Origin of the sequence: Streptomyces sp. V4I2 (assembly GCF_030817655.1) — a bacterium.
GTDB classification, from domain to species: domain Bacteria; phylum Actinomycetota; class Actinomycetes; order Streptomycetales; family Streptomycetaceae; genus Streptomyces; species Streptomyces plumbiresistens.
Map to the genome: position 1 here is coordinate 3,969,978 of NZ_JAUSZM010000003.1, position 22,389 is coordinate 3,992,366.

Here is a 22,389-nt window from a genome sequence, read left to right on the forward strand (position 1 = left end):
CGGCGGCGGTCAGCGGACGGGCACCCCCGGCCCGAGCGGGATTCCCAGCGCCCACCAGGCGTAGAACAGCAGCGTCCAGGTCGCCAGCATGGTCAGGCACAGCGGCAGGGTCAGGGACAGCAGCGTGCCGATGCCGGCCGAGCGGCGGTAGCGCTGGACGATGCCCAGGGTCATCACGAAGTAGGCGCTCATGGGGGTGGCCGCGTTGGTGCACGAGTCGGCGATCCGGTAGACCGCCTGGGTCACCTCCGGCGGGATGTCGAGGAGCATGAACATCGGCACGAACACCGGGCCGACCAGGGCCCATTGGGCGGAGCCGCTGGTGACCAGCAGGTTGATCACCGTGCACACGAGCAGGATGCCCAGGAAGGCCAAGGGTCCGGTGATTCCGGCCGTCTTGAGCAGGTCGGCGCCGTTGATCGCCAGGACCTCGCCGACTCCGGTCCACTTGAAGTAGGCGAGGAACTGGGAGATCGCGAAGAACAGCACCAGGATCGGCGCCATCTCGCGCAGCCCCTTGGCCATGTGGTCGGGGATGTCCCGGCCGGTGCGCACGGTACCCACGGCCCGCCCGTACACGGCGCCGACGATCAGGAACGCCACCGCCAGGACGACCGCGATGCCGGTGAGCACCGGCGACTGCACGATGCTGCCGCCCTCGCCCCTGAGCGGCGATCCGGAGGGGATCATCGCCGCCACGATCAGCGCCGCGTAGACCAGGAGCACGAGGCCCGCGTGGCGCAGTCCGCGCCGCTCCTCGTCGCGCAGGGTCAGCGTGTCCGCCTCGCCGGCCGGTCCCGACTCGGGCTCCGGCTCGTCCTCCTCCGGCATCGCCGCCACCCGACGGGCGATGACCTTCTCGGTGACGACGGTGACGACGAGGGCCAGGACCACCGAGGACCCGATGGAGAAGAAGTAGTTGGACAGCGGGGTGACCACATAGCCCGGGTCGACGGTCTGCGCGGCCGCGGTGGTGAGCCCGGCGAGAATCGCGTCCGTCGGGGTGACCAGCGGGCTCGCGTCGTACCCGGCGGACACCGACACGAACGCCACCACGGCGCCCAGCATCGGGCTGCGCCCCACGGCCCGGAACGCCATCGCGCCGAGCGGGACCAGGACGACGTACGCGGCATCGGACGCGACGTGCGCCACCATCGCGGTGAACGACAGCGTGAACGTCAGCCAGCGGGCCGGGACCCGGGCGACCGCGGCTCTGAGCATCGCGGAGAGCAGCCCGGAGCGGTCGGCGACGGCCACGCCCAGCATGACCACGAGGATCGTGCCGAGCGGCGGGAACGTGGCGTAGTTGGTGACCGCGTCGTTGATCATCATCTGCAGGCCGGCGCCCGAGACGAGGCTCTGCACGGCCACGGTCTTGTCGGTGGCGGGGTTCAGCGCGGAGGCCCCGGCCGCGGACAGCGCCCAGCTGGCCAGCGCGAGGACGACGCTGAGCACCCCGAACAGCCAGAAGGGGTGGGGCAGTTTGTTGCCCATGCGCTCGATGCGCATGAGCACGGAGAGCAGTCGGGTCAGCTGCTTCGAAGGGGCGGGGGACGGCGGGGAGGAAGTGGCGGTCACCTCCCCATTGACGACCCGTTCGGTGAGATCGTGCAAGTAAAAAGCTTGTTGCGCTCGTATCGTTCTCGTGAAGCCGCTGGTTGACGGATTCGTTCTATGGATGGATGGACGACATGGACACTCTGGACGACGACGATCTCGACCTGGTCGCCGCGCTCCAGTACGCCCCGCGGGCCCCGCTGAGCCTGCTGGCGGAGGTGCTGGGCGTCTCGGCGAGCACCGCGGGACGCCGGCTGACCCGGCTGGAGTCCGACCGGCTGCTGCGGGTGATCGGCCAGCAGGCCTGGTCGGTCTCGGGCGAGGGCAATCCCTGGCACGTGTGGGTGACGGCCGAGCCCGGGCGGGCCGCGGAGGTCGCCCGCCGGCTCGCCGACCTGCCCGAGGCGAGCCACGTCGCGGTCACCGCGGGACAGGCGGACGTCTACTGCACCGTCCAGCCGTCCCGCCGCGACCGCACCCGCGACCTGCTGACCCGGACCATCCCGGCCACCCCCGGCGTGCGCGCGGTCCGCTCCGAACTGGTCCTCTCCTCCGCCACCAAGTCCGACTCCTGGCGCCTGCCCCGCCTGGACCCGGACCAGCTACGACGGCTCACCGAACACGCGGCACAGGACGAGGCCGTGAGCAGCCCGGGCCGCCACGGCACCCTCACCTACGACGAACTGCGCACGCTGCGCCTGCTCGCCGCCGACGGCCGGATGACCGCCGCCCAGGTGTCCAGAGAGCTCGGCATCGGACAGTCCACCGCCTACCGCACCACCCAGTCCCTGCTCCAGCGCGGCCTGGTCCGCCCCCGGGTGGAGATCGAACCGGGGCTGCTCGGCTACGCCCTGGAGGTCGTGATCCCCCTGACAGTGGCGCCGAGCGCGATGCGGGATGTGGCCCTCGCACTCGCCCGGCACCCCTCGGCCCGGTACGTGTCCACCACCGCGGGCACCTCCTGCGTCGTCCACCACGGCGTCTTCCGCGACGAGGACGGCCTCACCGAGTTCCTCACCCGGGACCTGGCCGACCTGCCCGGGGTGACCTCCTTCGACGTCTCCGTCGTACTGGACGCCCTGCGGCGGCACTGGCTGGACCGCGAGGACGGCCGCCTGGCCGCACACGACAAGCCCGAGAACGGAGCAGCATGACGACACGGGACACCGCCATCGACCGGGCGACCGCCTACTTCGACTCCGGGGCCTTCCTCGCCGACCTCAGCCGCAGAGTCGCGTACCCGACGGAGAGCCGGCCGCCCGCCGACACCACGAAGCTGCGCGCGTACCTCACCGACGAACTCGCCCCGGCCGCACGCCGCCTGGGCGCGACCACCCGCATCATCGACAACCCGGTACCGACCGCCGGCCCCTTCCTCCTCGCCCACCGCCACGAGTCCGACGAGCTGCCGACCGTCCTGGTCTACGGCCACGCCGACGTCGTCCCCGGCCAGGACGACCACTGGCGTACGGGCCTGTCCCCCTGGCACCTCGTCGTCGAGGGCGACCGCCTCTACGGCCGCGGCACCGCCGACAACAAGGGCCAGCACACCGTCAACCTGGCCGCGCTGGAACAGGTCATGGCCGCGCGAGGCGGCACCCTGGGCTTCAACCTCAAGCTGCTGCTGGAGACGGGCGAGGAGTCCGGCTCCCCCGGCCTGCACGAGTTCTGCCGCCGCTTCAAGGACGACCTCGCCGCCGACGTCCTGATCGCCTCCGACGGCCCCCGCCTCGCCGCCGACCGCCCGACCCTGTTCCTCGGCTCCCGCGGCGCCGCCAACCTCCGCCTGAGCGTGCCGCTGCGCGCCGGCGCCCACCACTCGGGCAACTGGGGCGGCGCCCTGCGCAACCCGGCCACCGTGCTGGCCGCCGCCCTGGCCACCATGGTCGACGCCCGGGGCCGCATCCTCGTCGAAGGCCTACGACCGCCCGCGATCCCCGAGCCGGTCAAGGCGGCCCTCGCGGACCTCACGGTCGGCGGCGGCGAGGACGACCCCGCGGTCGACGCGGACTGGGGCGAGCCGGGCCTCACCCCGGCCGAGCGTGTCTTCGCCTGGAACACCCTCGAAGTCCTCGCCCTGTCCGCGGGAGACCCCGCCAAGCCGGTCGGCGCGATTCCGGGCACGGCCCACGCGGACGTCCAGCTCCGTTTCGTCGTGGGCACGGACTGGCAGAAGCTGGCGGAGACGGTCCGCACCCACCTCGACGCCCATGCCCTCCCCTTCGTCGAGGTCGAACTCCTCCAGGCGGTCCCCGCCACCCGCCTCAGCCCCGACTCCCCCTGGGTCCACTGGGCCACGGCCTCCCTCCACCGCACCACCGGCAAGACCCCGGCCGTCCTCCCCAACCTCGGCGGCACCCTCCCCAACGACGCCTTCGCCGACATCCTGGGCCTCCCCACCGTCTGGGTCCCCCACTCCCACCCGTCCTGCGCCCAGCACGCCCCGGACGAACACCTGCTGGGCTCGGTGGCCCGAGAGTCTCTGGCCGTCATGGCGGGCCTGTTCTGGGACCTCGGCGAAAGCCCAGGCAGTATGAGCGCATGATTACGCTCACGAAGGAAGACGGCCCCGCGGATCTCGACGGGGTGACCCATCTGTCCATCGGGGTGTCCTGGGACCCCACCGCCGGCGCCAGCGGCGGAGTGCTGGGCAAACTCCGCCGGAAGACCGGCACCGACCTCGACCTCATCGCCATCGCCATGCACGACGGGGACCCGGTCCGCCTGGCGGGCATCGACTCCCTCGACCCCATCGGCAACGGCTCCCTGCTGCACAGCGGCGACAACCAGACCGGCCACGGAGACGGCGACGACGAGACCGTCACGGTCGAGTTCGCGAAGCTCCCGCCCCACATCACCTCGATCGTCTTCGTCGCCGCCGCCTACAAGAAGGGCAGCTCCTTCCAGAAGGCACGCAACATCAGCTTCAAGGTCTACGACGCCACCGGCGGCAGCACCCAGCAGGTCGCCGACATCTGGCCCAGCATGCTCACCCAGGACAACGGCTGCGCCGTCGCCAAGGCCGTACGCTCCGGCACCACCTGGAAGCTCCAGGTGATCAACACCACGGGAAAGATCAAACAGGGCGACCAACTCGCCCTGATGCGCTTCGCCGCCAACCAGTAGCACCCGATCGTCAACACCCGATCGTCGGCCGCCGCCGGTGCACGACACCGGCGGCAACCGCCGGCTGCCGACCGATGAGTTCCGGAGCCGGGTGGGGTCTGTCCCTGCACAAGCGAAAGCTGCGCACGAGTCTGTGAGGGACCATGACCACCCACGCACTACCACCCGTCGTCGACACCGCAACCTGGGAGCGCCGGCTCGAAGCCCTCCGTGCCCGGGAGAAGGCCGCGACGCGGGAGCTCGACGCCATCGCCGCCGAGCGTCGTCGTCTGCCGATGGTCGAGATGCCCGACTACACCCTGGAGGGCGAAGACGGCCCCGTTCGGCTGGCGGACGTCTTCGAAGGCAAGAGGCAGCTGATCGTCTACAACCACATGTGGTTCGCCGACAAGGAATGGCAGTGCCCAGGCTGCACGGGATTCACCTCGCACTACACCCGCCTGGAGTTCCTGGACAACTACGACGCGCGATTCGTCATCGTCACCCAGGGCCCGATCGACGAGGCACTCACCTACAAGGAACGGGTCGGCAACCGGATGACGTGGTACTCGACCGCGAACAGCTCGTTCGGGACCGACGTCGGCGCACCGCCCGACGGAGGATTCGCGGTCAACGTGTTCCTGCGCGACGGCGACACCGTCTACCGCACCTGGCACACGAACGGCCGGGGTACCGAGCAGCTCAGCCACACCTTCCCGCTGATCGACCTCCTGCCGTACGGCCGCCAGGAGGAATGGCAGGACTCCCCCGAGGGCTGGCCCCAGTCGCCCACCTACAGCCGGTGGACGACGTCGAAGGACATCGCCGCGCTCTACGGCCCGGGCTCGGGCTCGGGCGGCGGCTGAACTTCGCTCGCCGTCAGTGCGAGTGCCCGGTGGGCGCCGGCGCACCGTTCTTGACCGTCAGGGGCAGCAGCTTCTTGCCGGTCGGGCCGATCTGAATCTGCGTGTCCATCTGCGGACACACCCCGCAGTCGAAGCACGGCGTCCACCGGCAGTCCTCGACCTCGGTCTCGTCGAGCGAGTCCTGCCAGTCCTCCCAGAGCCAGTCCTTGTCGAGGCCGGAGTCGAGGTGGTCCCAGGGGAGGACCTCCTCGTAGGTGCGCTCGCGGGTGGTGTACCAGTCGACGTCCACGCCGAAGGGGACGAGAGCCTTCTCCGCGCACCGCATCCAGCGGTCGTAGGAGAAGTGCTCGCGCCAGCCGTCGAAGCGGCCGCCGTCCTCGTAGACCGCGCGGATGACCGCGCCGATGCGGCGGTCGCCCCTCGAGAGGAGGCCTTCCACGATGCCGGGCTTGCCGTCGTGGTAGCGGAAGCCGATCGAGCGGCCGTACTTCTTGTCGGCGCGGATCTTGTCGCGGAGCTTTCCGAGACGGGCGTCCGTCTCCTCCGCGGACAGCTGCGGGGCCCATTGGAACGGGGTGTGGGGCTTGGGGACGAAGCCGCCGATCGACACCGTGCAGCGGATGTCGTTCTGGCCGGAGACCTCGCGGCCCTTCTGGATCACGCTCATCGCCATGTCGGCGATCTGGAGGACGTCCTCGTCGGTCTCCGTCGGCAGGCCGCACATGAAGTACAGCTTCACCTGGCGCCAGCCGTTGCCGTAGGCGGTGGCGACCGTGCGGATCAGGTCCTCTTCCGAGACCATCTTGTTGATGACCTTGCGCATGCGCTCGGAGCCGCCCTCGGGGGCGAAGGTGAGGCCGGACCGGCGGCCGTTGCGCGTCAGCTCGTTCGCCAGGTCGACGTTGAACGCGTCCACGCGGGTCGACGGGAGGGACAGGCCGATCTTGTCCTCCTCGTAGCGGTCCGCGAGGCCCTTCGCGATGTCGCCGATCTCCGAGTGGTCCGCCGAGGACAGGGACAGCAGGCCGACCTCCTCGAAGCCGGTCGCCTTCAGGCCCTTCTCGACCATGTCGCCGATGCCGGTGATCGACCGCTCACGCACCGGCCGCGTGATCATGCCCGCCTGGCAGAAACGGCAGCCGCGCGTGCAGCCGCGGAAGATCTCCACCGACATGCGCTCGTGGACCGTCTCGGCGAGCGGGACCAGGGGCTGCTTGGGGTACGGCCACTCGTCCAGGTCCATCACCGTGTGCTTGGAGACGCGCCACGGGACACCGGACTTGTTCGGTACGACCCGGGCGATACGGCCGTCCGCGAGGTACTCGACGTCGTAGAAGGCCGGGATGTACACCGAGCCCGTCTTCGCGAGGCGGAAGAGGACCTCCTCGCGGCCGCCCGGCTGCCCCTGCGCCTTCCACTCCCGGATGATCCGGGTCATGTCCAGCACGGCCTGCTCGCCGTCGCCGATGATCACCGCGTCGACGAAGTCGGCGATCGGCTCGGGGTTGAAGGCGGCGTGGCCGCCGGCCAACACGATCGGGTCGTCGATCGTGCGGTCCCTGGATTCCAGGGGGATCCCGGCCAGATCCAGCGCCGTCAGCATGTTCGTGTAGCCCAGCTCCGTGGAGAAGCTCAGCCCGAACACGTCGAAGGCGCGGACCGGGCGGTGGCTGTCCACCGTGAACTGCGGGACGTCGTGCTCCCGCATCAGCGCCTCGAGGTCCGGCCACACGCTGTAGGTGCGCTCGGCGAGGACGCCCTCCTGCTCGTTCAGCACCTCGTAGAGGATCATGACGCCCTGGTTGGGCAGACCGACCTCGTACGCGTCCGGGTACATCAGCGCCCAGCGGACGTCCGTCGACTCCCACGGCTTGACAGTGGAGTTGAGCTCCCCGCCGACGTACTGGATCGGCTTCTGCACATGCGGGAGCAGAGCTTCGAGCTGCGGGAAGACCGACGCAGCGAATTCGGCAGGCATGTCGCGAACCTTCGTGAGCTGGGCTGAACTGACAGGGGTGACCATCTAGCCTAACGCGATCGCGACCACCCCTCGTACGCCCGGAAACTCAGAGCTCCGCCACCCCGTCCTTGATCCCCGCCCAGAACCCGGGCAGCCCGGCCTCCACGGCCGCCGCCCGCCGCTCCTCGCGCCCGTAGAGCAGCCCGTACGTGAAGGCGCTCTCGCCGGCCGCGTGCGCGACGGCGGACAGCTCACGCAGGGTCTGCCGGGCCATCACGCTGTCCTGGTGGTCGCCGAGCAGGCCCTGCAGAGACTTCATGGACCTGACCAGGGCCTTGGCCGGCTCGCCGAGGGCGGGCTTGGCCGCCTCCGCCGAGTAGCGGGTGCGCTTGGTCTTCTTGCGGGCCTCGTGCACGGCGAGGTCCCGGTCGGGTCCGGGCGACAGCTCCAGCGCCTGTTCGACGAGCCCGGTGACCTTGCCGAAGTCCTTCTTCACGGCCTTGGCGATCACCTTGCCCGGCTGTTTCCCGGCCGCCTTCAGCAGCGGCGGGGCGGCGATCAGCGCGTCCAGGGTGTCGAGCAGGACGAGGTACCGGGCGGAGTCCAGGACGCCGATCAGCCGGCCGCGCGCCCCTCCCTGCTCGACGCTCGCCCACCGGCCCAGCCGCTCGGCGACCGGGCCCGAGACCAGCGTGCCGGGCACGTCGTCGAGGGCCGCCGTCAGCCGTTCGGTGAGCACCTCGTGGTCGCGGTCCACCCCCAGCTCACCGGCCAGCCACTTCAGTTCCTCGCCGATCGGGTCGGTGACGGTCCGGTCGAGGACCCTGGCGTACGACTTGAAGGTGCTGCGCATCCGGCGGGTGGCGACCCGCATGCTGTGCACCGAGTCCTCGACGTCCTGGCGTACGGCCGGGTCGAGCTCGACGATCGCGTCCCGCTGGGCGCGGACGTACGCCAGGACATGGTCACCGGCGGTCACGGGGTCCTTGGGAGACCCGGCCCGGCGCTTCTTCCCGGAGGCCGTCTCGGCGAGGGCCCGAGCCAGCTTCGAGGAGGAGCCGGACGGCCGTACGCCCGCCTTGCGCAGCCGCTTCTCCACCTTGTCGAGGAAGTCCGGGTCGCCGCCGTCGGCGAGCTCCACCTCGATCTCGGTCCACTGGGCGACGCCGGCGCCCCCGGTCAGCCGCTCGGCGTGGACGGCGTCCACGCTGACCTCGGCGAGCAGCCGCCCCTCGGTGTCGAGGAGTTCGCGGACGTCCCGGGCCGAGCGCAGCCGGACCACGGGCAGCAGCTCGGTGTCGCGGACCCGGGAGCGGACCAGCCCGGCGAGCTCGTCGGGGAGGGTGTCGGAGAGCGGGGCCCGGATCTCGTCACGCACGCCCGGGGCGACGGGCACCTTCAGGTGCCAGCCCGCGTCGGAGCCGCCGGTGCGGCGGCGCAGAGTGATCGAGGAGGCGGCGAGGCGTTCGTCGGCGGTGTCGTAGTAGGTGGCGTCCAGTTCCGCGACGCCCTTGTCGAGGACGGTCTCGACCCCGGCGACGCCGGTCAGATCGGGCAGCCCGCTGTCATCGGATTCGTACTTGCGCTCGATCTCGCGTTTCGTCTCCGCCATGACCTGAATCTAGTCGCAGTGCAGCGGGTACGACAGAGGGCACCTGCCGTCCACCCAGGGGCCACCTGCCGTCTATGCCGACATGGGCCGTTGCACCCGGATCGACTGCAGCAGCCCCACCGCCACCCACACCGAGAACATCGACGATCCGCCGTACGACACGAACGGCAGCGGCAGGCCCGTGACCGGCATGATGCCGAGGGTCATGCCGATGTTCTCGAAGGCCTGGAAGGCGAACCAGGCCACGATGCCGGCGGCGACGATCGTGCCGTACAGCTCGGTCGTCTCGCGGGCGATGCGGCAGGCGCGCCACAGCACCACACCCAGCAGGACGATGATCAGGCCACCGCCGAGGAAGCCCAACTCCTCCCCCGCGACCGTGAACACGAAGTCGGTCTGCTGCTCCGGCACGAACTGGCCCGTGGTCTGCGAGCCGTGGAAGAGGCCCGAGCCGGTCAGACCGCCCGAACCGATCGCGATGCGGGCCTGGTTGGTGTTGTAGCCGACGCCGGCCGGGTCGAGGCTGGGGTTGGCGAAGGCGGCGAAGCGGGCGATCTGGTATTCGTCCAGGATGTGCAGCTGCCAGCCGGCGATCGCGCCGGCCGCTCCCGCGCCCAGCAGCCCGAACACCCACCGGTTCGACGCGCCGGAGGCGAGCAGCACCCCCAGCACGATGATGACCATGACCATGACCGACCCGAGGTCGGGCATCAGCATCACGACGAGCATCGGTACGGCGGCCAGGCCGAGGGCCTGGAGCACGGTCCGATGGTCGGGGTACGCCTTGTCGCCCGCGTCCACGCGGGCCGCCAGCAGCATCGCCATGCCCAGGATGATCGTGATCTTCACGAACTCCGAGGGCTGGAGCGAGAAGCCGCCGCCGAGCACGATCCAGGAGTGCGCGCCGTTGACCGTCGAGCCGAGCGGGGTGAGCACCATCAGGATCAGGAACACCGAGAGGCCGTACAGGAGCGGCACGGCCGTGCGCAGGGTGCGGTGGCCGAGCCAGACCGTGCCGATCATCAGGGCGAACCCGATGCCGGTGTTCAGGATGTGCCGGAGCAGGAAGTAGTACGGGTCGCCCTGGTTGATCTCGGTGCGGTTGCGGGTCGCCGAGAAGACGAGGATCGCACCGATGCCCGAGAGGGCCAGTGCCGCCAGCAGTATCGGCCAGTCCAGCCGGCGGGCCAGCGAGTCGCGGGCGAGCAGGCGGGTCCAGCCCGCGCGTTCGGGCCCGTAGCCGGAGACCTGGAAGCTGTTCACTCCGGTCATGCGAGCGTCCTCCGGCTTCCTCTGGCCCGCCGTCGCCGACGTGCGTTCCGGTTGCCCGTGGTGGCCGTCGCCACCGTGGCCGCCAGCTGCTGTACGTCCGGCTCCTCCGTGCCCTTCTGGCTGATCTGCTGGTCCTTGGCCGGGTCCTTGGAGACCTTCGGGGAGGTGATCGAACCGTCCGCCTTGATCTTCGGGAGGCTCTTCTGCGGGGTGGGCAGCAGCGCGTTCTTGGGGTTGATCGTGCCGTCCTCCGAGACGCCGTACAGCGCGTTGTAGATCTTGCGCACGGCGGGGCCCGAGGCGCCGGAGCCCGTACCACCCTGGGAGATGGTCATGATGACCGTGTAGTCCTTGGTGTACGTGGCGAACCAGGAGGTGGTCTGCTTGCCGTAGACCTCGGCCGTACCCGTCTTGGCGTGCATCGGGATCTCGTCCTGCGGCCAGCCGCCGAACCGCCAGGCGGCCGTACCGCGGGTCGCGACACCCGCGAGGGCATCGTCTATCTCGACGCGGGTCTTCTCCGACATCGGCAGCTTGCCGTGCGCCGTCGGCTCGATCTCCTGGACGCTCTTGCCGTCGGCGCCGACGATCGCCTTGCCGACGGTCGGCTCGTAGAGAGTGCCGCCGTTGGCGATCGCACCGTAGATCGCCGCCATCTGTATCGGCGTGACGAGGGTGTCGCCCTGGCCGATGGAGTAGTTGACGGAGTCACCGGCGCGCATCTTGTTGCCTTCGAGGCAGTTCTCGTACGCGATCTGCTCGGCGTACGTGCCGCCCTTCTTGCCGTACTTACACCAGGCGTCCTTGTTGGCCTTCCAGTAGCTCTGCTTCCACTGGCGGTCGGGGATGCGGCCGGTGACCTCGTTCGGGAGGTCGATGCCGGTCTCCTTGCCGAGGCCGAACTGGTGGGCGGTCTTGTAGAACCAGTCGCCGGGGTTCTTCTTGGGCTTGTTCCCGCCGTCCTTCTGCCACTCCTGGTGGGAGAGGCGGTAGAAGACGGTGTCGCAGGAGACCTCCAGGGCGCGGCCGAGGCTGATCGGGCCGTACCCCTTGGACTCGAAGTTCTTGAAGACCTGGCCGCCGATCGAGTACGAGCTGGAGCACTGGTAGGGGCCGTTGAAGGAGTAGCCGGCGTTGATCGCGGCGGCCGTCGGGACCACCTTGAAGATGGAGCCGGGCGCCGACTGGCCCTGGATCGCGCGGTTCAGCAGCGGGTAGTTGGAGTTCTTGCCGGTGAGCTTGGCGTAGTCCTTGGCGGAGATGCCGCCGACCCAGGCGTTCGGGTCGTACGACGGGTTGGACGCCATGGAGACCACACGGCCGGTCTTGGCCTCCATCACCACGACCGCACCGGAGTCCGCCTTGTAGTTCTCGCCGGTGTTCTTGTCGTACGTCTTGCGGGCTTCCTTCATGGCCTGGTTCAGCTCGTATTCGGCGACCCGCTGGACGCGGGCGTCGATGCTGGTGACGAGGTTGGAGCCGGGCTGGGCGGGGTCGGCCTCGGCCTCGCCGATGACGCGGCCGAGGTTGTCGACCTCGTAGCGGGTGACGCCGGCCTTGCCGCGCAGTTCCTTGTCGTACTCGCGCTCCAGGCCGCTGCGGCCGACCTGGTCGGAGCGCAGGTAGGGCGAGTCGCTGTCCTGCGCCTTGGTGATCTCGTCGTCGGTGACGGGCGAGAGGTAGCCGAGGACCTGGGCGGTGTTGGCCTTGCCAGGGGCGGCGTAGCGGCGCACGGCCTCGGGCTCGGCGGTGATGCCGGGGAAGTCCTCGGCGCGCTCGCGGATCTGCAGGGCCTGCTTGGCGGTGGCCTCGTCGGTGATGGGGATCGGCTGGTACGGCGAGCCGTTCCAGCAGGGCTGCGGCGTCTTGGAGTCGCACAGCCGGACCTTCTCCATGACCTCCTGGGGCGTCATGCCCAGCACGGCGGCCAGCTTGGTGAGGACGGCCTTGCCGTCGTCCTTCATCTTCAGCAGGTCGGTGCGGGAGGCGGAGACCACCAGCCGGGTCTCGTTGTCCGCGAGGGGTACTCCGCGCGCGTCCAGGATCGAGCCGCGTACGGCGGGCTCGACGACCTGCTGGACGTGGTTGCCGGACGCCTCCTTGGCGTATTCGTCGCCCTCGCGGATCTGGAGGTACCACAGGCGACCGCCGAGGGTGCCGAGCAGGGAGAGGACGAGGATCTGGATGACGACGAGCCGGATCTGGACCCGTGGGGTCCGGCCGGTCTCGGGGATGTTGGTCACTGCGGCTGCCTCCCCCTCTCAGTGTGCGGACGTGTGTGCGGACGTGTGTGCGCGTACGAATGATGAACGACGGGCCTGTGAGGCCACGTTCCGCCGGAACGACCCCGTTCGGGTGAACTCGTACGGGTTCACAGCCGCTTGACCCCCTTGATGCGGCCGGCCCGCGCCGTGCGCGCCCGGGCGGCCTTCACCTTCAGCCCACCGAAGCCGTTGCGCTGGCCGCCGATCCGCAGGCCGGTGCCCGAGGAGAGCCAGCCGGAGGAGATGTCGGCGGCCTTGGCGGCGGAGTTGGTGTCCGCGAGGGGGTCGTGCTCCGCGCGCCGGGCCAGCGCCATGATGCCGGGGACGACGAACGGGGCGAGCAGCAGGTCGTACAGCGCGGCCGTGAACAGCAGGCTGCCGAGGCCGACATGGCGGGCGGCGGTGTCACCGACGAGGGCGCCGACACCGGCGTACAGCAGGGTGGTGCCGACGGCGGCGGCGACCACGACGGCCATGGGGCCGGTGGCCGATTTCAGCCGGCCGTTCTCCGGTTTCGCCAGGCCCGCGAGGTAGCCGATGACGCACAGCACGAGGGCGTAGCGGCCGGCCGCGTGGTCGGCGGGCGGGGCGAGGTCGGCGAGCAGGCCGGCGCCGAAGCCGACGAGGGCGCCGCCGACATGGCCGTACACCATGGCGAGGCCCAGGACGGTGAGGAGCAGCAGGTCGGGGACGGCGCCCGGGAGGTGGAGGCGGGCGAGGACGCTCACCTGGAGGACCAGGGCGACGACGACCAGGGAGGTGGACAGCAGGATCCGGTTGACGCGCATGGGCTACAGCTCCTACTGCTCTTCTTGGATCTGGCCGTCGACCGGCGCGTTCGCGGACGGGGTGACGGTCACCGTCACGGTCGGCGTGGGGGTCGGCTTGGGCTTGGCGGGCAGCACCGTGTCGCGCGGGTCCTTCTTGGGGGCCTCGACGACGACGCCGACGATGTCGAGCTTGGTGAAGCTGACGTACGGCGTGACGTAGAGGGTGCGGGTGAGGTCGCCGGCGGAGGGGTCGACGCGGGCGACCACGCCGACCGGTACACCGGGTACGAAGGGCTTGTCGGCCTGCGAGCCGAAGGTGACCAGTCGGTCGCCGGTCTTGACCTCGGCCTTGCCGTTGAGGAGTTCGACGCGCAGCGGGCGGTCGCCCTGCCCGGAGGCGAAGCCGAGTTCGTCGCCGGCCTCCATGCGGGTGCCGACGGTGAAGTCGGGGTCGTTGGCGAGCAGCACGGTGGCGGTGTTGGGGCCGACGGTCGTCACGCGCCCCACCAGCCCGTCCCCGTTCAGGACGGTCATGTCGCGCGTGATGCCGTCGTTGGCGCCGACGTCGATGGTGATGGTCCAGGAGAAGCCCTGGGCCGCTCCTATCGCGATGACCTGGGCACCCTTGATGCCGTACTGGCCGGCGCCGGAGAGCTTCAGCATCTTGTCGAGCTGGCCGAGGCGGCTGCGGTTGCGGTCGTCGCTGCCGAGCTTCGCCTCGAGGGCCGCGTTCTCCTTCTCCAACTCGGCGAGCCGGTCGTGCCGTTCGCCGGAGTCACGGATGGCCGATACGGCGTTGCCGACCGGGTCGACCGCGGCCGACACACCGTTCTCGATCGGGCCGAAGACCGTGGCCGCGGCCTGGCGGGCACCGTCGACCGGTGAGTCCTCCCCGCCGCGGATGTCCACCGTGATCAGCGCGAACGCGACGGCGACCAGCAGCACCAGGAGCAGCCGGCTCTCTCGTGTGTCCCTCACGTGCGGCGGCCGTGCCCTTCCTCATAGGAATTCGTGTGCAGTGTTTACGTATATGGGCGCATTTGTGTGCGGCGCTTATGGGCGAGCCTATGCCTCGATATCAACGATCCGCCGTACGAGAGGAGATCATCTCGTACGGCGGAATCGAAGAGTTGATTCATCTGCGCGGCTGGGCGTCCAGCACCTGCTGCAACGCCTCGAACTCCTCGACGCACTTTCCGGAACCGAGCGCCACGCTGTCCAGCGGGTCCTCGGCGATGTGGATCGGCATGCCGGTCTCGCGCCGCAGCCGCTCGTCCAGGCCGCGCAGCAGCGCACCGCCACCGGTCAGAACGATTCCGCGGTCCATGATGTCGCCGGACAGCTCCGGCGGGCACTTGTCGAGGGTCGTCTTCACGGCGTCCACAATGGCGTTGACGGGCTCCTCGATCGCCTTGCGTACTTCGGCAGCCGAGATGACGACGGTCTTGGGCAGCCCGGAGACGAGATCCCGGCCGCGGATTTCGGTGTGCTCGTCAGCGTCGAGGTCGTACGCCGAACCGATCGTGATCTTGATCTGCTCGGCCGTCCGCTCACCCAGCAGGAGCGAGTACTCCTTCTTGATGTGCTGGATGATCGCGTTGTCCAGTTCGTCGCCCGCGACCCGGATGGACTGGGCGGTGACGATGCCGCCGAGGGAGATGACCGCGACCTCCGTGGTGCCGCCGCCGATGTCCACCACCATGTTGCCCGTGGCCTCGTGGACCGGCAGGCCGGAACCGATGGCGGCCGCCATGGGCTCCTCGATGATGTGCACTTGACGGGCGCCGGCCTGGGACGACGCCTCGATGACGGCGCGGCGCTCGACGCCCGTGATACCCGAGGGCACACAGACGACGACCCGCGGACGAGCCAGATAGCGCCGCTTGTGGATCTTCAGGATGAAGTAGCGCAGCATCCGCTCGGTGATCTCGAAGTCGGCGATCACGCCGTCCTTCAGCGGACGCACGGCAACGATGTTGCCGGGCGTGCGCCCGATCATCTTCTTCGCTTCGGCGCCGACCGCGAGGATGCCACCGGTGTTGGTGTTGATCGCGACGACGGACGGCTCGTTGAGTACGATCCCGCGACCCCTGACGTACACCAGCGTGTTGGCGGTCCCGAGGTCGACAGCCATGTCACGGCCGATGAACGACATTGAGTTCCCCATCAGGATTCGACTGGCCTTCCCCATAGCTTTTGAGGGCTTTTCAGGTCGGCGGAGCGGGTGCGGTGACGTGAAGGCTTCCATCGTAGACGCGCCTTCGCGAACACTGCGTGAGGGTCTCCGCCATTGTCAGCAGATGCTGTGCGGGTTCGCTTCTGGAGACGGGCGTTCGGGGGCACTCGTTCCCTCGATCGCCACGCATATGCCAAAAGTCTGGGGACAAAAGCCCCCAGACTCTCACTCGGCCGTGTCGGACGCTACGCGCGGCCGGGGAAAAAGATCTTCACCTCGCGCTCGGCGGACTCCTCGGAGTCGGAGGCGTGGATGAGGTTCTCGCGCACGATCACGCCGTAGTCACCGCGGATGGAGCCGGGGGCCGCGGCGATCGGGTCCGTCGGACCGGCCAGCTGGCGCACCCCTTCGATGACCCGATCGCCCTCGACGATCAGCGCCACGACCGGGCCGGACGCCATGAACTCCACCAGCGGCTCGTAGAAGGGCTTGCCCTTGTGCTCGCCGTAGTGCTGTTCCAGCGTGTCCTGGTCCAGGGTGCGCAGTTCCAGCGCGGTGATCTGCCAGCCGGCCTTGCGCTCGATACGGCTGATGATCTCGCCGGTCAGGCCACGACGGACGGCGTCGGGCTTGAGGAGGACGAGGGTGCGCTGGCTCACGACGGGGCTCCTTCGGATCAAGGATTGTGCGGGATGCTGAGGTTACAGGGCGTGTCCGGCCCCTTGTTACGCAGCGTCAGGTGTAGAGGAGCCCGCCTGCGCGGCGAATCTCGCCTTCGCCTCGTCGATCTTCCGTCCGTAGTGCACGGACGCCCACCACAGGGCCGCGAAGATCGCGCCCAGGAAGAACATCGTCGGCACGACGACACCGGAGGCGATCAGGGCGATCTGCAGGGCCCAGCCGAGGGCGACGCCGCCGGGGCGGGTGACCATCCCGCACAGCAGCAGGCACAGGAACATGGCGATGCCGCTGACCGTCCACACCGTGGTCATGGACAGGTCGGGATCCTTCATCGCGACCAGCGCGGCGAAGCCGATGATGAAGACCTCGCCGATCAGGGTCGAAGCACAGAGCGTACGCATGCGGAGTATCAGCCCTTCCCCAGCAGCAGCCGGGCCTCGCCGACGGTGATGACGGATCCGGTGACGAGCACACCGCCGCCCGCGAACTCGCCCTCCTCCTCGGCCAGCGTGATCGCGGCCTCCAGGGCGTCCGGCAGCCGCGGCTCGACCTGCACCCGCTCGTCGCCGAACACCTCGACGGCGATCGCGGCGAGTTCGTCGGCGTCCATCGCGCGGTGGCTGGAGTTCTGCGTGACGACGACCTCGGCGAAGATCGGCTCGAAGGCCTCCAGCAGCCCACGTACGTTCTTGTCGCCGCTCGCCCCAACGATCCCGATCAGCCGGCTGAAGTCGAAGGCCTCCCCGACCGCCTCGGCGGTGGCGCGGGCGCCGGCCGGATTGTGCGCCGCGTCCAGGACGACGGTCGGCGACCGCCGGACGACCTCCATCCGGCCCGGCGCGGCCACCGTCGCGAAGGCCTTGCGGACCGTGTCGATGTCGAGCGGCTCGGGCCGCTGCGAGCCGACGCCGAAGAACGCCTCGACGGCGGCGAGGGCGACGGCCGCGTTGTGCGCCTGGTAGGGGCCGTGGAGAGGCAGGTACACCTCGGTGTACTCGCCGCCCAGCCCGCGCAGGGTGAGCAACTGCCCGCCGACGGCGATCTGTCGCGCCACCACCCCGAACTCGAGCCCCTCACGGGCCACGGTCGCGTCGACCTCGACGGCCTTCTTCAGCATCACCTGGGCGGCGTCGACCGGCTGCTGCGCCAGGATGACCGTCGCGTCCTGCTTGACGATGCCGGCCTTCTCGGTGGCGATCGCCCCGGCGGTCTCGCCGAGCCGGTCGGTGTGGTCGAGGTCGATGGGGGTGACGACGGCGACGTCCCCGTCGATCACGTTGGTGGCGTCCCAGGACCCGCCCATGCCGACCTCGACGACGGCGACGTCGACGGGAGCGTCGGCGAAGGCGGCGTACGCCATCCCCGTGAGCACCTCGAAGAACGACAGCCGGTACTCCTGCTGCGCGTCGACCATCTCGACGTACGGCTTGATGTCCTCGTACGTCTCCACGAACCGCTCGGCGGAGATCGGCGCGCCGTCCAGGCTGATGCGCTCGGTGATCGACTGCACGTGGGGGCTCGTGTACCGGCCGGTGCGCAGGTCGAAGGCGCCGAGGAGGGCCTCGATCATGCGGGCGGTGGAGGTCTTGCCGTTGGTGCCGGTGATGTGGATGGAGGGGTACGACCGCTGCGGCTCGCCCAGTACGTCCATCAGCGCGGCGATCCTGCTGACGGAGGGCTCCAGCTTGGTCTCGCCCCAGCGGGTGGCGAGCTCCGTCTCGACCTCCCTCAGGGCCTTGTCGACCTCGGGGTCCGCCGGGCGCGTCGGCACGTCGGCCTGCGGCGAACCGCCCTGCGTGCGCAGGGTACGGCTGCCGGCCTCGATCACCGCGAGATCCGGGTCCCGTTCGGTCTCGGCCGCCATGATCTCGTCGAAGTCGCTGCTGTCGTGCGGGGGCTGCGGCTGGTCACTCACGGGGCCAGTCTACGGAGGCCGGGGGGTGGGTGCGGGCCGGCGGGGGGCCTGCCCTGGGGGCTCCGCCCCCAGACCCCCGGCCTATGCCCACCCACCACCCGACTCGGTCGGACAAGAGGTGACCCTCGCCCCGGGGGCTGCGCCCCCAGACCCCGCTGCCGTCACACTCGCGCGGCGGCGCGCAGCCGCGGGCAGCCGACGCCGTCAGTCCGCGGGCAATCGTGCCGCCTGGGCGGCACGGGTGGGCGCGGGCGGCACCCCGTCAGCGCCGGGCCGCGCGACCCGCCCCACGGCAACCGAAGGCCCCCGGAGCCAGCCGGCTCCGGGGGCCTTCACCGGCGTACGCGAACCGCCTACGCCTGCGGCAACCGGTCCAGCTGCGCGGCGATCCGGGCGATGTCCGCGTCCGCCTTCGCCAACCGTGTCCGGATCTTCTCCACGACCGGGTCCGGAGCCTTCGCCAGGAACGCCTCGTTGCCGAGCTTCGCGTTCGCCTGCGCCTTCTCCTTCTCCGCGGCGGCGAGGTCCTTGGCCAGTCGCTTCCGCTCGGCCGCGATGTCGATCGTGCCGGACAGGTCGAGCGCCACCTCGGCCCCGCCGACCGGCAGGGTCGCCGTGGCGGTGAAGGCGTCGCCCTCCGGCTGGAGCCGCAGCAGCTGGCGGATGGCCGCCTCGTGCGGGGCGAGCGCCGTGCCGTCGAGGGACAGGCGGGCCGGGACGCGCTGCCCCGGCTGCAGGCCCTGGTCGGCGCGGAAGCGGCGGACCTCGGTGATGACGGACTGGAGGGTCGCGATCTCCTTCTCCGCGCCCGGGTCGCGGAAGCCGCTGTCCGAGGGCCACTCGGCGATGACGAGGGTCTCGCCACCGGTCAGCGTGGTCCACAGCGTCTCCGTGACGAAGGGGACGACCGGGTGGAGGAGGCGCAGCGTGACGTCCAGGACCTCACCGAGGACGCGCTTGCTGACCTCCGCGGCCGAACCGCCGGCGGCGAACGTGGTCTTGGACAACTCGACGTACCAGTCGAACACCTCGTCCCACGCGAAGTGGAACAGCGCGTCGGAGAGCTTCGCGAACTGGTAGTCCTCGTAGAACGCGTCGACCTCGGCGACAACGGAGTTGAGCCGGGACAGGATCCACCGATCGGTCGCCGACATCGCCGACGGCTCCGGCAGCGGGCCGTCCACCGTCGCGCCGTTCATCAGCGCGAAGCGCGTCGCGTTCCAGATCTTGTTGGCGAAGTTGCGGGAACCCTGGACCCAGTCCTCGCCGATCGGGACGTCGACACCGGGGTTGGCGCCACGGGCGAGGGTGAACCGGAGTGCGTCGCTGCCGTACTTGTCCATCCAGTCCAGCGGGTTGACGACGTTCCCGAAGGACTTCGACATCTTCTTGCCGTTCTGGTCACGGACCATGCCGTGCAGGGCGATGGTGTGGAACGGCGGGGTGCCGTCCATCGCGTAGAGGCCGAACATCATCATCCGGGCGACCCAGAAGAAGAGGATGTCGTAGCCGGTGACCAGGACGGAGTTCGGGTAGAACTTCGCGAGCGATTCGGTCTGTTCGGGCCAGCCGAGGGTGGAGAAGGGCCACAGGCCGGAGGAGAACCAGGTGTCGAGGACGTCGGTGTCCTGACGCCAGCCCTCGCCGGTCGGGGCCTCGTCGTCGGGACCGACACAGACGACTTCGCCGTCCGGGCCGTACCAGACCGGGATCCGGTGTCCCCACCACAACTGGCGTGAAATACACCAGTCGTGGAGGTTGTCGACCCAGTCGAAGTACCGCTTCTCCATCTCCTGCGGATGGATCTTGACGCGCCCGTCGCGGACGGCGTCCCCGGCGGCCTTCGCCAACGGGCCGACCTTGACCCACCACTGCATGGACAGCCGCGGCTCGATGGTCGTCTTGCAGCGCGAGCAGTGGCCGACCGAGTGGACGTACGGCCGCTTCTCGGCGACGATCCGGCCCTCGGCGCGCAGCGCGGCGACGATGGCCGAGCGGGCCTCCAGCCGGTCCTGGCCCTGGAAGGGGCCGTGGGCGGTGATGACCGCGTGCTCGTCCATGATCGTGATGGCCGGCAGGTCGTGGCGCTGGCCGATCTCGAAGTCGTTCGGGTCGTGGGCCGGGGTGACCTTGACGGCACCCGTGCCGAACTCGGGGTCGACGTGCTCGTCGGCGACGACCGGGATGGAACGGTCGGTCAGCGGCAGCCTGATGAGCTTGCCGACCAGGTGCTTGTACCGCTCGTCCTCGGGGTGGACGGCGACGGCCGTGTCGCCGAGCATCGTCTCGGCACGGGTCGTGGCGACGACGATCGTCTCGTCCCCGTCGCCGTACTTCATGGAGACGAGCTCGCCGTCGTCGTCCTGGTACTCGACCTCGATGTCCGAGATGGCCGTCAGACAGCGCGGGCACCAGTTGATGATGCGCTCGGCGCGGTAGATCAGCTCTTCGTCGTAGAGCCGCTTGAAGATGGTCTGGACGGCCTGGGACAGGCCCTCGTCCATGGTGAACCGCTCACGCGACCAGGCGACGCCGTCTCCCAGGCGCCGCATCTGTCCGCTGATCTGCCCGCCGGACTCGGCCTTCCACTGCCAGACACGCTCGACGAAGGCCTCCCGGCCCAGGTCGTGCCGGGACTTGCCCTCCTTGCCCAGCTCGCGCTCGACGACGTTCTGCGTGGCGATACCGGCGTGGTCCATGCCGGGCTGCCACAGCGTCTCGTAGCCCTGCATCCGCTTGCGGCGGGTCAGGGTGTCGATGAGCGTGTGCTCGAAGGCGTGCCCCAGGTGGAGCGAGCCCGTGACGTTCGGCGGCGGGATGACGACGGTGTACGGAGGCTTGTCGCTCTTCGCGTCCGCCTCGAAGTAACCCCGCTCCACCCAGCGCTCGTACAGCGGCCCCTCTACATCGGCCGGCGCGTACTGAGTCGGCAGTTCGGTGTCGGGCGCGGGTGGCTGCTGCTGAGCGTTCTCGGTCACGGACTCAGTTTAGGGGTGTCACCGGGCAGTCCCGAAACGCGATTCTTGTGTAACGGTGGGGCCCCCGCTGCCTTGCGTGGCCTGTGACTGCGCCAGGATGTCAGGAACACATAAGCATCTGGAGGGGAACCCAGAAATGAGCCACAACCAGCCGGGCCCGTACGGCGGTCAGCCCCAGCAGCCTGGACCGTACGGTCAGCAGGGTCCCTACGGCCAGCCGGGTCCCTACGGCCAGCCGCCGCAGGCCCCGCCCGCCCAGCCCGGCTACGGGTACCCTCAGCAGACCCCGCCCGCCCAGCCCGGCTACGGGTACCCTCAGCAGACCCCGCCCGCCCAGCCGGGCTACGGCCAGCCGCCGCAGCCCCCGCAGGGCGTCCCGCCCCAGCAGCAGCCGTACGGCCAGCAGGCCCCCTACGGCCAGCAGCAGGCGCCGTACGGTCAGCAGCCGCCCTACGGCCAGGCGCCGTACGGGGTGCCGCAGCCGCCGGCCGCCGGGGGCGGCAAGAAGAAGACGGGCATCATCATCGGCGCGGTGGCCGTCGTGGCCGCCATAGGCGTGGGGGCGTACTTCGTCATCGGCGGCGGCGGGGGCGGCCTGGAGGACGACGGCGCGCACAAGCTGGAGACTCCGGCGACCGTGGCAAGCGAGTACAAGCGAGTCGGCGACGGCGGCGAGAGCAGCGACTCGAAGACCACCAAGTACCTCGAGACCAGCGGCATGAAGGACGGCAAGGCCGTCGTCGTGCAGTACTCGACGGCCGACTTCAGCGGCTACGACCCGAACGACCCGAGCACGTTGCCGCCCCAGTCCGAGCTGCTGGTCGCCAAGGGCGTCACGGTCGTGGGCGGTTACGGCAAGATCGCGGACCCCGAGAAGGCCCTGGACACGTACTTCGCCGCCATCACGAAGCAGATCGTGGACAGCTCCGCCAGCTCCTCCGGCAGCGGTGCCGAGCTGATCGGACAGCCCGAGGAGGCCGACCTCGACGGGGCGCTCATGAAGTGCCAGTCGGCGAAGAGCACCAACAGCCTCACCAAGAAGGAGTCGACCGACTGGTTCTGCGTCTGGTCCGACTACAGCACGATCGCCATGGTCTCTCCCGGTGACAACACCAAGAGCACCACCAAGGACGTGGCGATCGACCTGACGAAGAAGATCCGCGGGGAGATCCGCGTCAAGGCCTGACGCCGAGGCTCGACTGCGAAGCCAAGGACTCAACTACGAAGGGGCCC

The 22,389-nt window shown here is 69.9% G+C and carries 17 protein-coding genes; 5 read left to right on the forward strand and 12 right to left on the reverse strand.

The annotated features are described in order from the left end of the window. Positions 1-9: 9 nt before the first annotated feature. On the reverse strand, positions 10-1,578 hold the full coding sequence (locus QFZ76_RS18850; RefSeq protein WP_373464523.1) for an AbgT family transporter: 1,569 nt from the start codon (positions 1,576-1,578) through the stop codon (positions 10-12). 113 nt (positions 1,579-1,691) lie between these two features. On the opposite strand from QFZ76_RS18850, the gene QFZ76_RS18855 reads away from it, so the two are divergent. From QFZ76_RS18855 to QFZ76_RS18870, 4 genes are all read left to right on the forward strand, one after another. Then, a complete protein-coding gene (locus QFZ76_RS18855) occupies positions 1,692-2,711 on the forward strand; it encodes an Lrp/AsnC family transcriptional regulator (RefSeq protein ID WP_307674834.1) in 1,020 nt (339 codons plus the stop codon). Further along, positions 2,708-4,102 carry a M20 family metallopeptidase gene (locus tag QFZ76_RS18860; RefSeq protein ID WP_307674835.1) on the forward strand — a complete coding sequence of 465 codons (1,395 nt, stop codon included), beginning with the start codon at positions 2,708-2,710 and terminating at the stop codon, positions 4,100-4,102. Before QFZ76_RS18855 ends, QFZ76_RS18860 begins: the two co-directional genes overlap by 4 nt. Further along, positions 4,099-4,683 carry a TerD family protein gene (locus QFZ76_RS18865; protein ID WP_266439559.1) on the forward strand — a complete coding sequence of 195 codons (585 nt, stop codon included), beginning with the start codon at positions 4,099-4,101 and terminating at the stop codon, positions 4,681-4,683. The genes QFZ76_RS18860 and QFZ76_RS18865 overlap by 4 nt, the downstream gene beginning before the upstream one ends. Positions 4,684-4,826: 143 nt before the next feature. After that, on the forward strand, positions 4,827-5,528 hold the full coding sequence (locus tag QFZ76_RS18870; RefSeq protein ID WP_307674836.1) for a DUF899 family protein: 702 nt from the start codon (positions 4,827-4,829) through the stop codon (positions 5,526-5,528). 13 nt (positions 5,529-5,541) lie between these two features. Here the strand turns inward: QFZ76_RS18870 and QFZ76_RS18875 are convergent, their stop codons facing one another. From QFZ76_RS18875 to QFZ76_RS18925, 11 genes are all read right to left on the reverse strand, one after another. Then, the gene (locus tag QFZ76_RS18875) at positions 5,542-7,506 is read right to left on the reverse strand and encodes a TIGR03960 family B12-binding radical SAM protein (protein ID WP_307674837.1); all 1,965 of its coding nucleotides are present in this window, start codon (positions 7,504-7,506) and stop codon (positions 5,542-5,544) included. A gap of 88 nt (positions 7,507-7,594) precedes the next feature. Beyond that, entirely contained in the window at positions 7,595-9,100 is a 1,506-nt protein-coding gene (locus QFZ76_RS18880; protein WP_307674838.1) for a CYTH and CHAD domain-containing protein, read from the reverse strand. A 72-nt stretch (positions 9,101-9,172) separates the two neighbouring features. Then, entirely contained in the window at positions 9,173-10,372 is a 1,200-nt protein-coding gene (gene rodA / locus QFZ76_RS18885; protein WP_307674839.1) for a rod shape-determining protein RodA, read from the reverse strand. After that, positions 10,369-12,615, reverse strand: coding sequence for a penicillin-binding protein 2 (mrdA, locus tag QFZ76_RS18890; protein ID WP_307674840.1), 2,247 nt, complete (start codon positions 12,613-12,615; stop codon positions 10,369-10,371). The genes rodA and mrdA overlap by 4 nt, the downstream gene beginning before the upstream one ends. A 128-nt stretch (positions 12,616-12,743) precedes the next feature. Then, positions 12,744-13,424 carry a rod shape-determining protein MreD gene (gene mreD / locus QFZ76_RS18895; RefSeq protein ID WP_307674841.1) on the reverse strand — a complete coding sequence of 227 codons (681 nt, stop codon included), beginning with the start codon at positions 13,422-13,424 and terminating at the stop codon, positions 12,744-12,746. Positions 13,425-13,436: 12 nt separating this feature from the next. Then, positions 13,437-14,384 carry a rod shape-determining protein MreC gene (gene mreC, locus QFZ76_RS18900; RefSeq protein ID WP_307674842.1) on the reverse strand — a complete coding sequence of 316 codons (948 nt, stop codon included), beginning with the start codon at positions 14,382-14,384 and terminating at the stop codon, positions 13,437-13,439. Between the two features lie 157 nt (positions 14,385-14,541). After that, the gene (locus QFZ76_RS18905) at positions 14,542-15,561 is read right to left on the reverse strand and encodes a rod shape-determining protein (protein ID WP_004931372.1); all 1,020 of its coding nucleotides are present in this window, start codon (positions 15,559-15,561) and stop codon (positions 14,542-14,544) included. Positions 15,562-15,827: 266 nt separating this feature from the next. Then, the gene (ndk, locus tag QFZ76_RS18910) at positions 15,828-16,241 is read right to left on the reverse strand and encodes a nucleoside-diphosphate kinase (protein ID WP_266439546.1); all 414 of its coding nucleotides are present in this window, start codon (positions 16,239-16,241) and stop codon (positions 15,828-15,830) included. Between the two features lie 66 nt (positions 16,242-16,307). Continuing rightward, positions 16,308-16,664 carry a DUF4233 domain-containing protein gene (locus QFZ76_RS18915; RefSeq protein WP_307674843.1) on the reverse strand — a complete coding sequence of 119 codons (357 nt, stop codon included), beginning with the start codon at positions 16,662-16,664 and terminating at the stop codon, positions 16,308-16,310. A gap of 8 nt (positions 16,665-16,672) precedes the next feature. Then, positions 16,673-18,127 (reverse strand): folylpolyglutamate synthase/dihydrofolate synthase family protein, encoded by a 1,455-nt coding sequence (locus QFZ76_RS18920; protein WP_307680062.1) that lies wholly within the window; start codon positions 18,125-18,127, stop codon positions 16,673-16,675. 404 nt (positions 18,128-18,531) lie between these two features. Continuing rightward, a complete protein-coding gene (locus QFZ76_RS18925; protein ID WP_307674844.1) occupies positions 18,532-21,156 on the reverse strand; it encodes a valine--tRNA ligase in 2,625 nt (874 codons plus the stop codon). A 136-nt stretch (positions 21,157-21,292) separates the two neighbouring features. Here QFZ76_RS18925 and QFZ76_RS18930 point away from each other — a divergent pair, with 136 nt between their 5' ends. Next, entirely contained in the window at positions 21,293-22,342 is a 1,050-nt protein-coding gene (locus QFZ76_RS18930) for a hypothetical protein (protein WP_307674845.1), read from the forward strand. Positions 22,343-22,389: the final 47 nt, after the last annotated feature.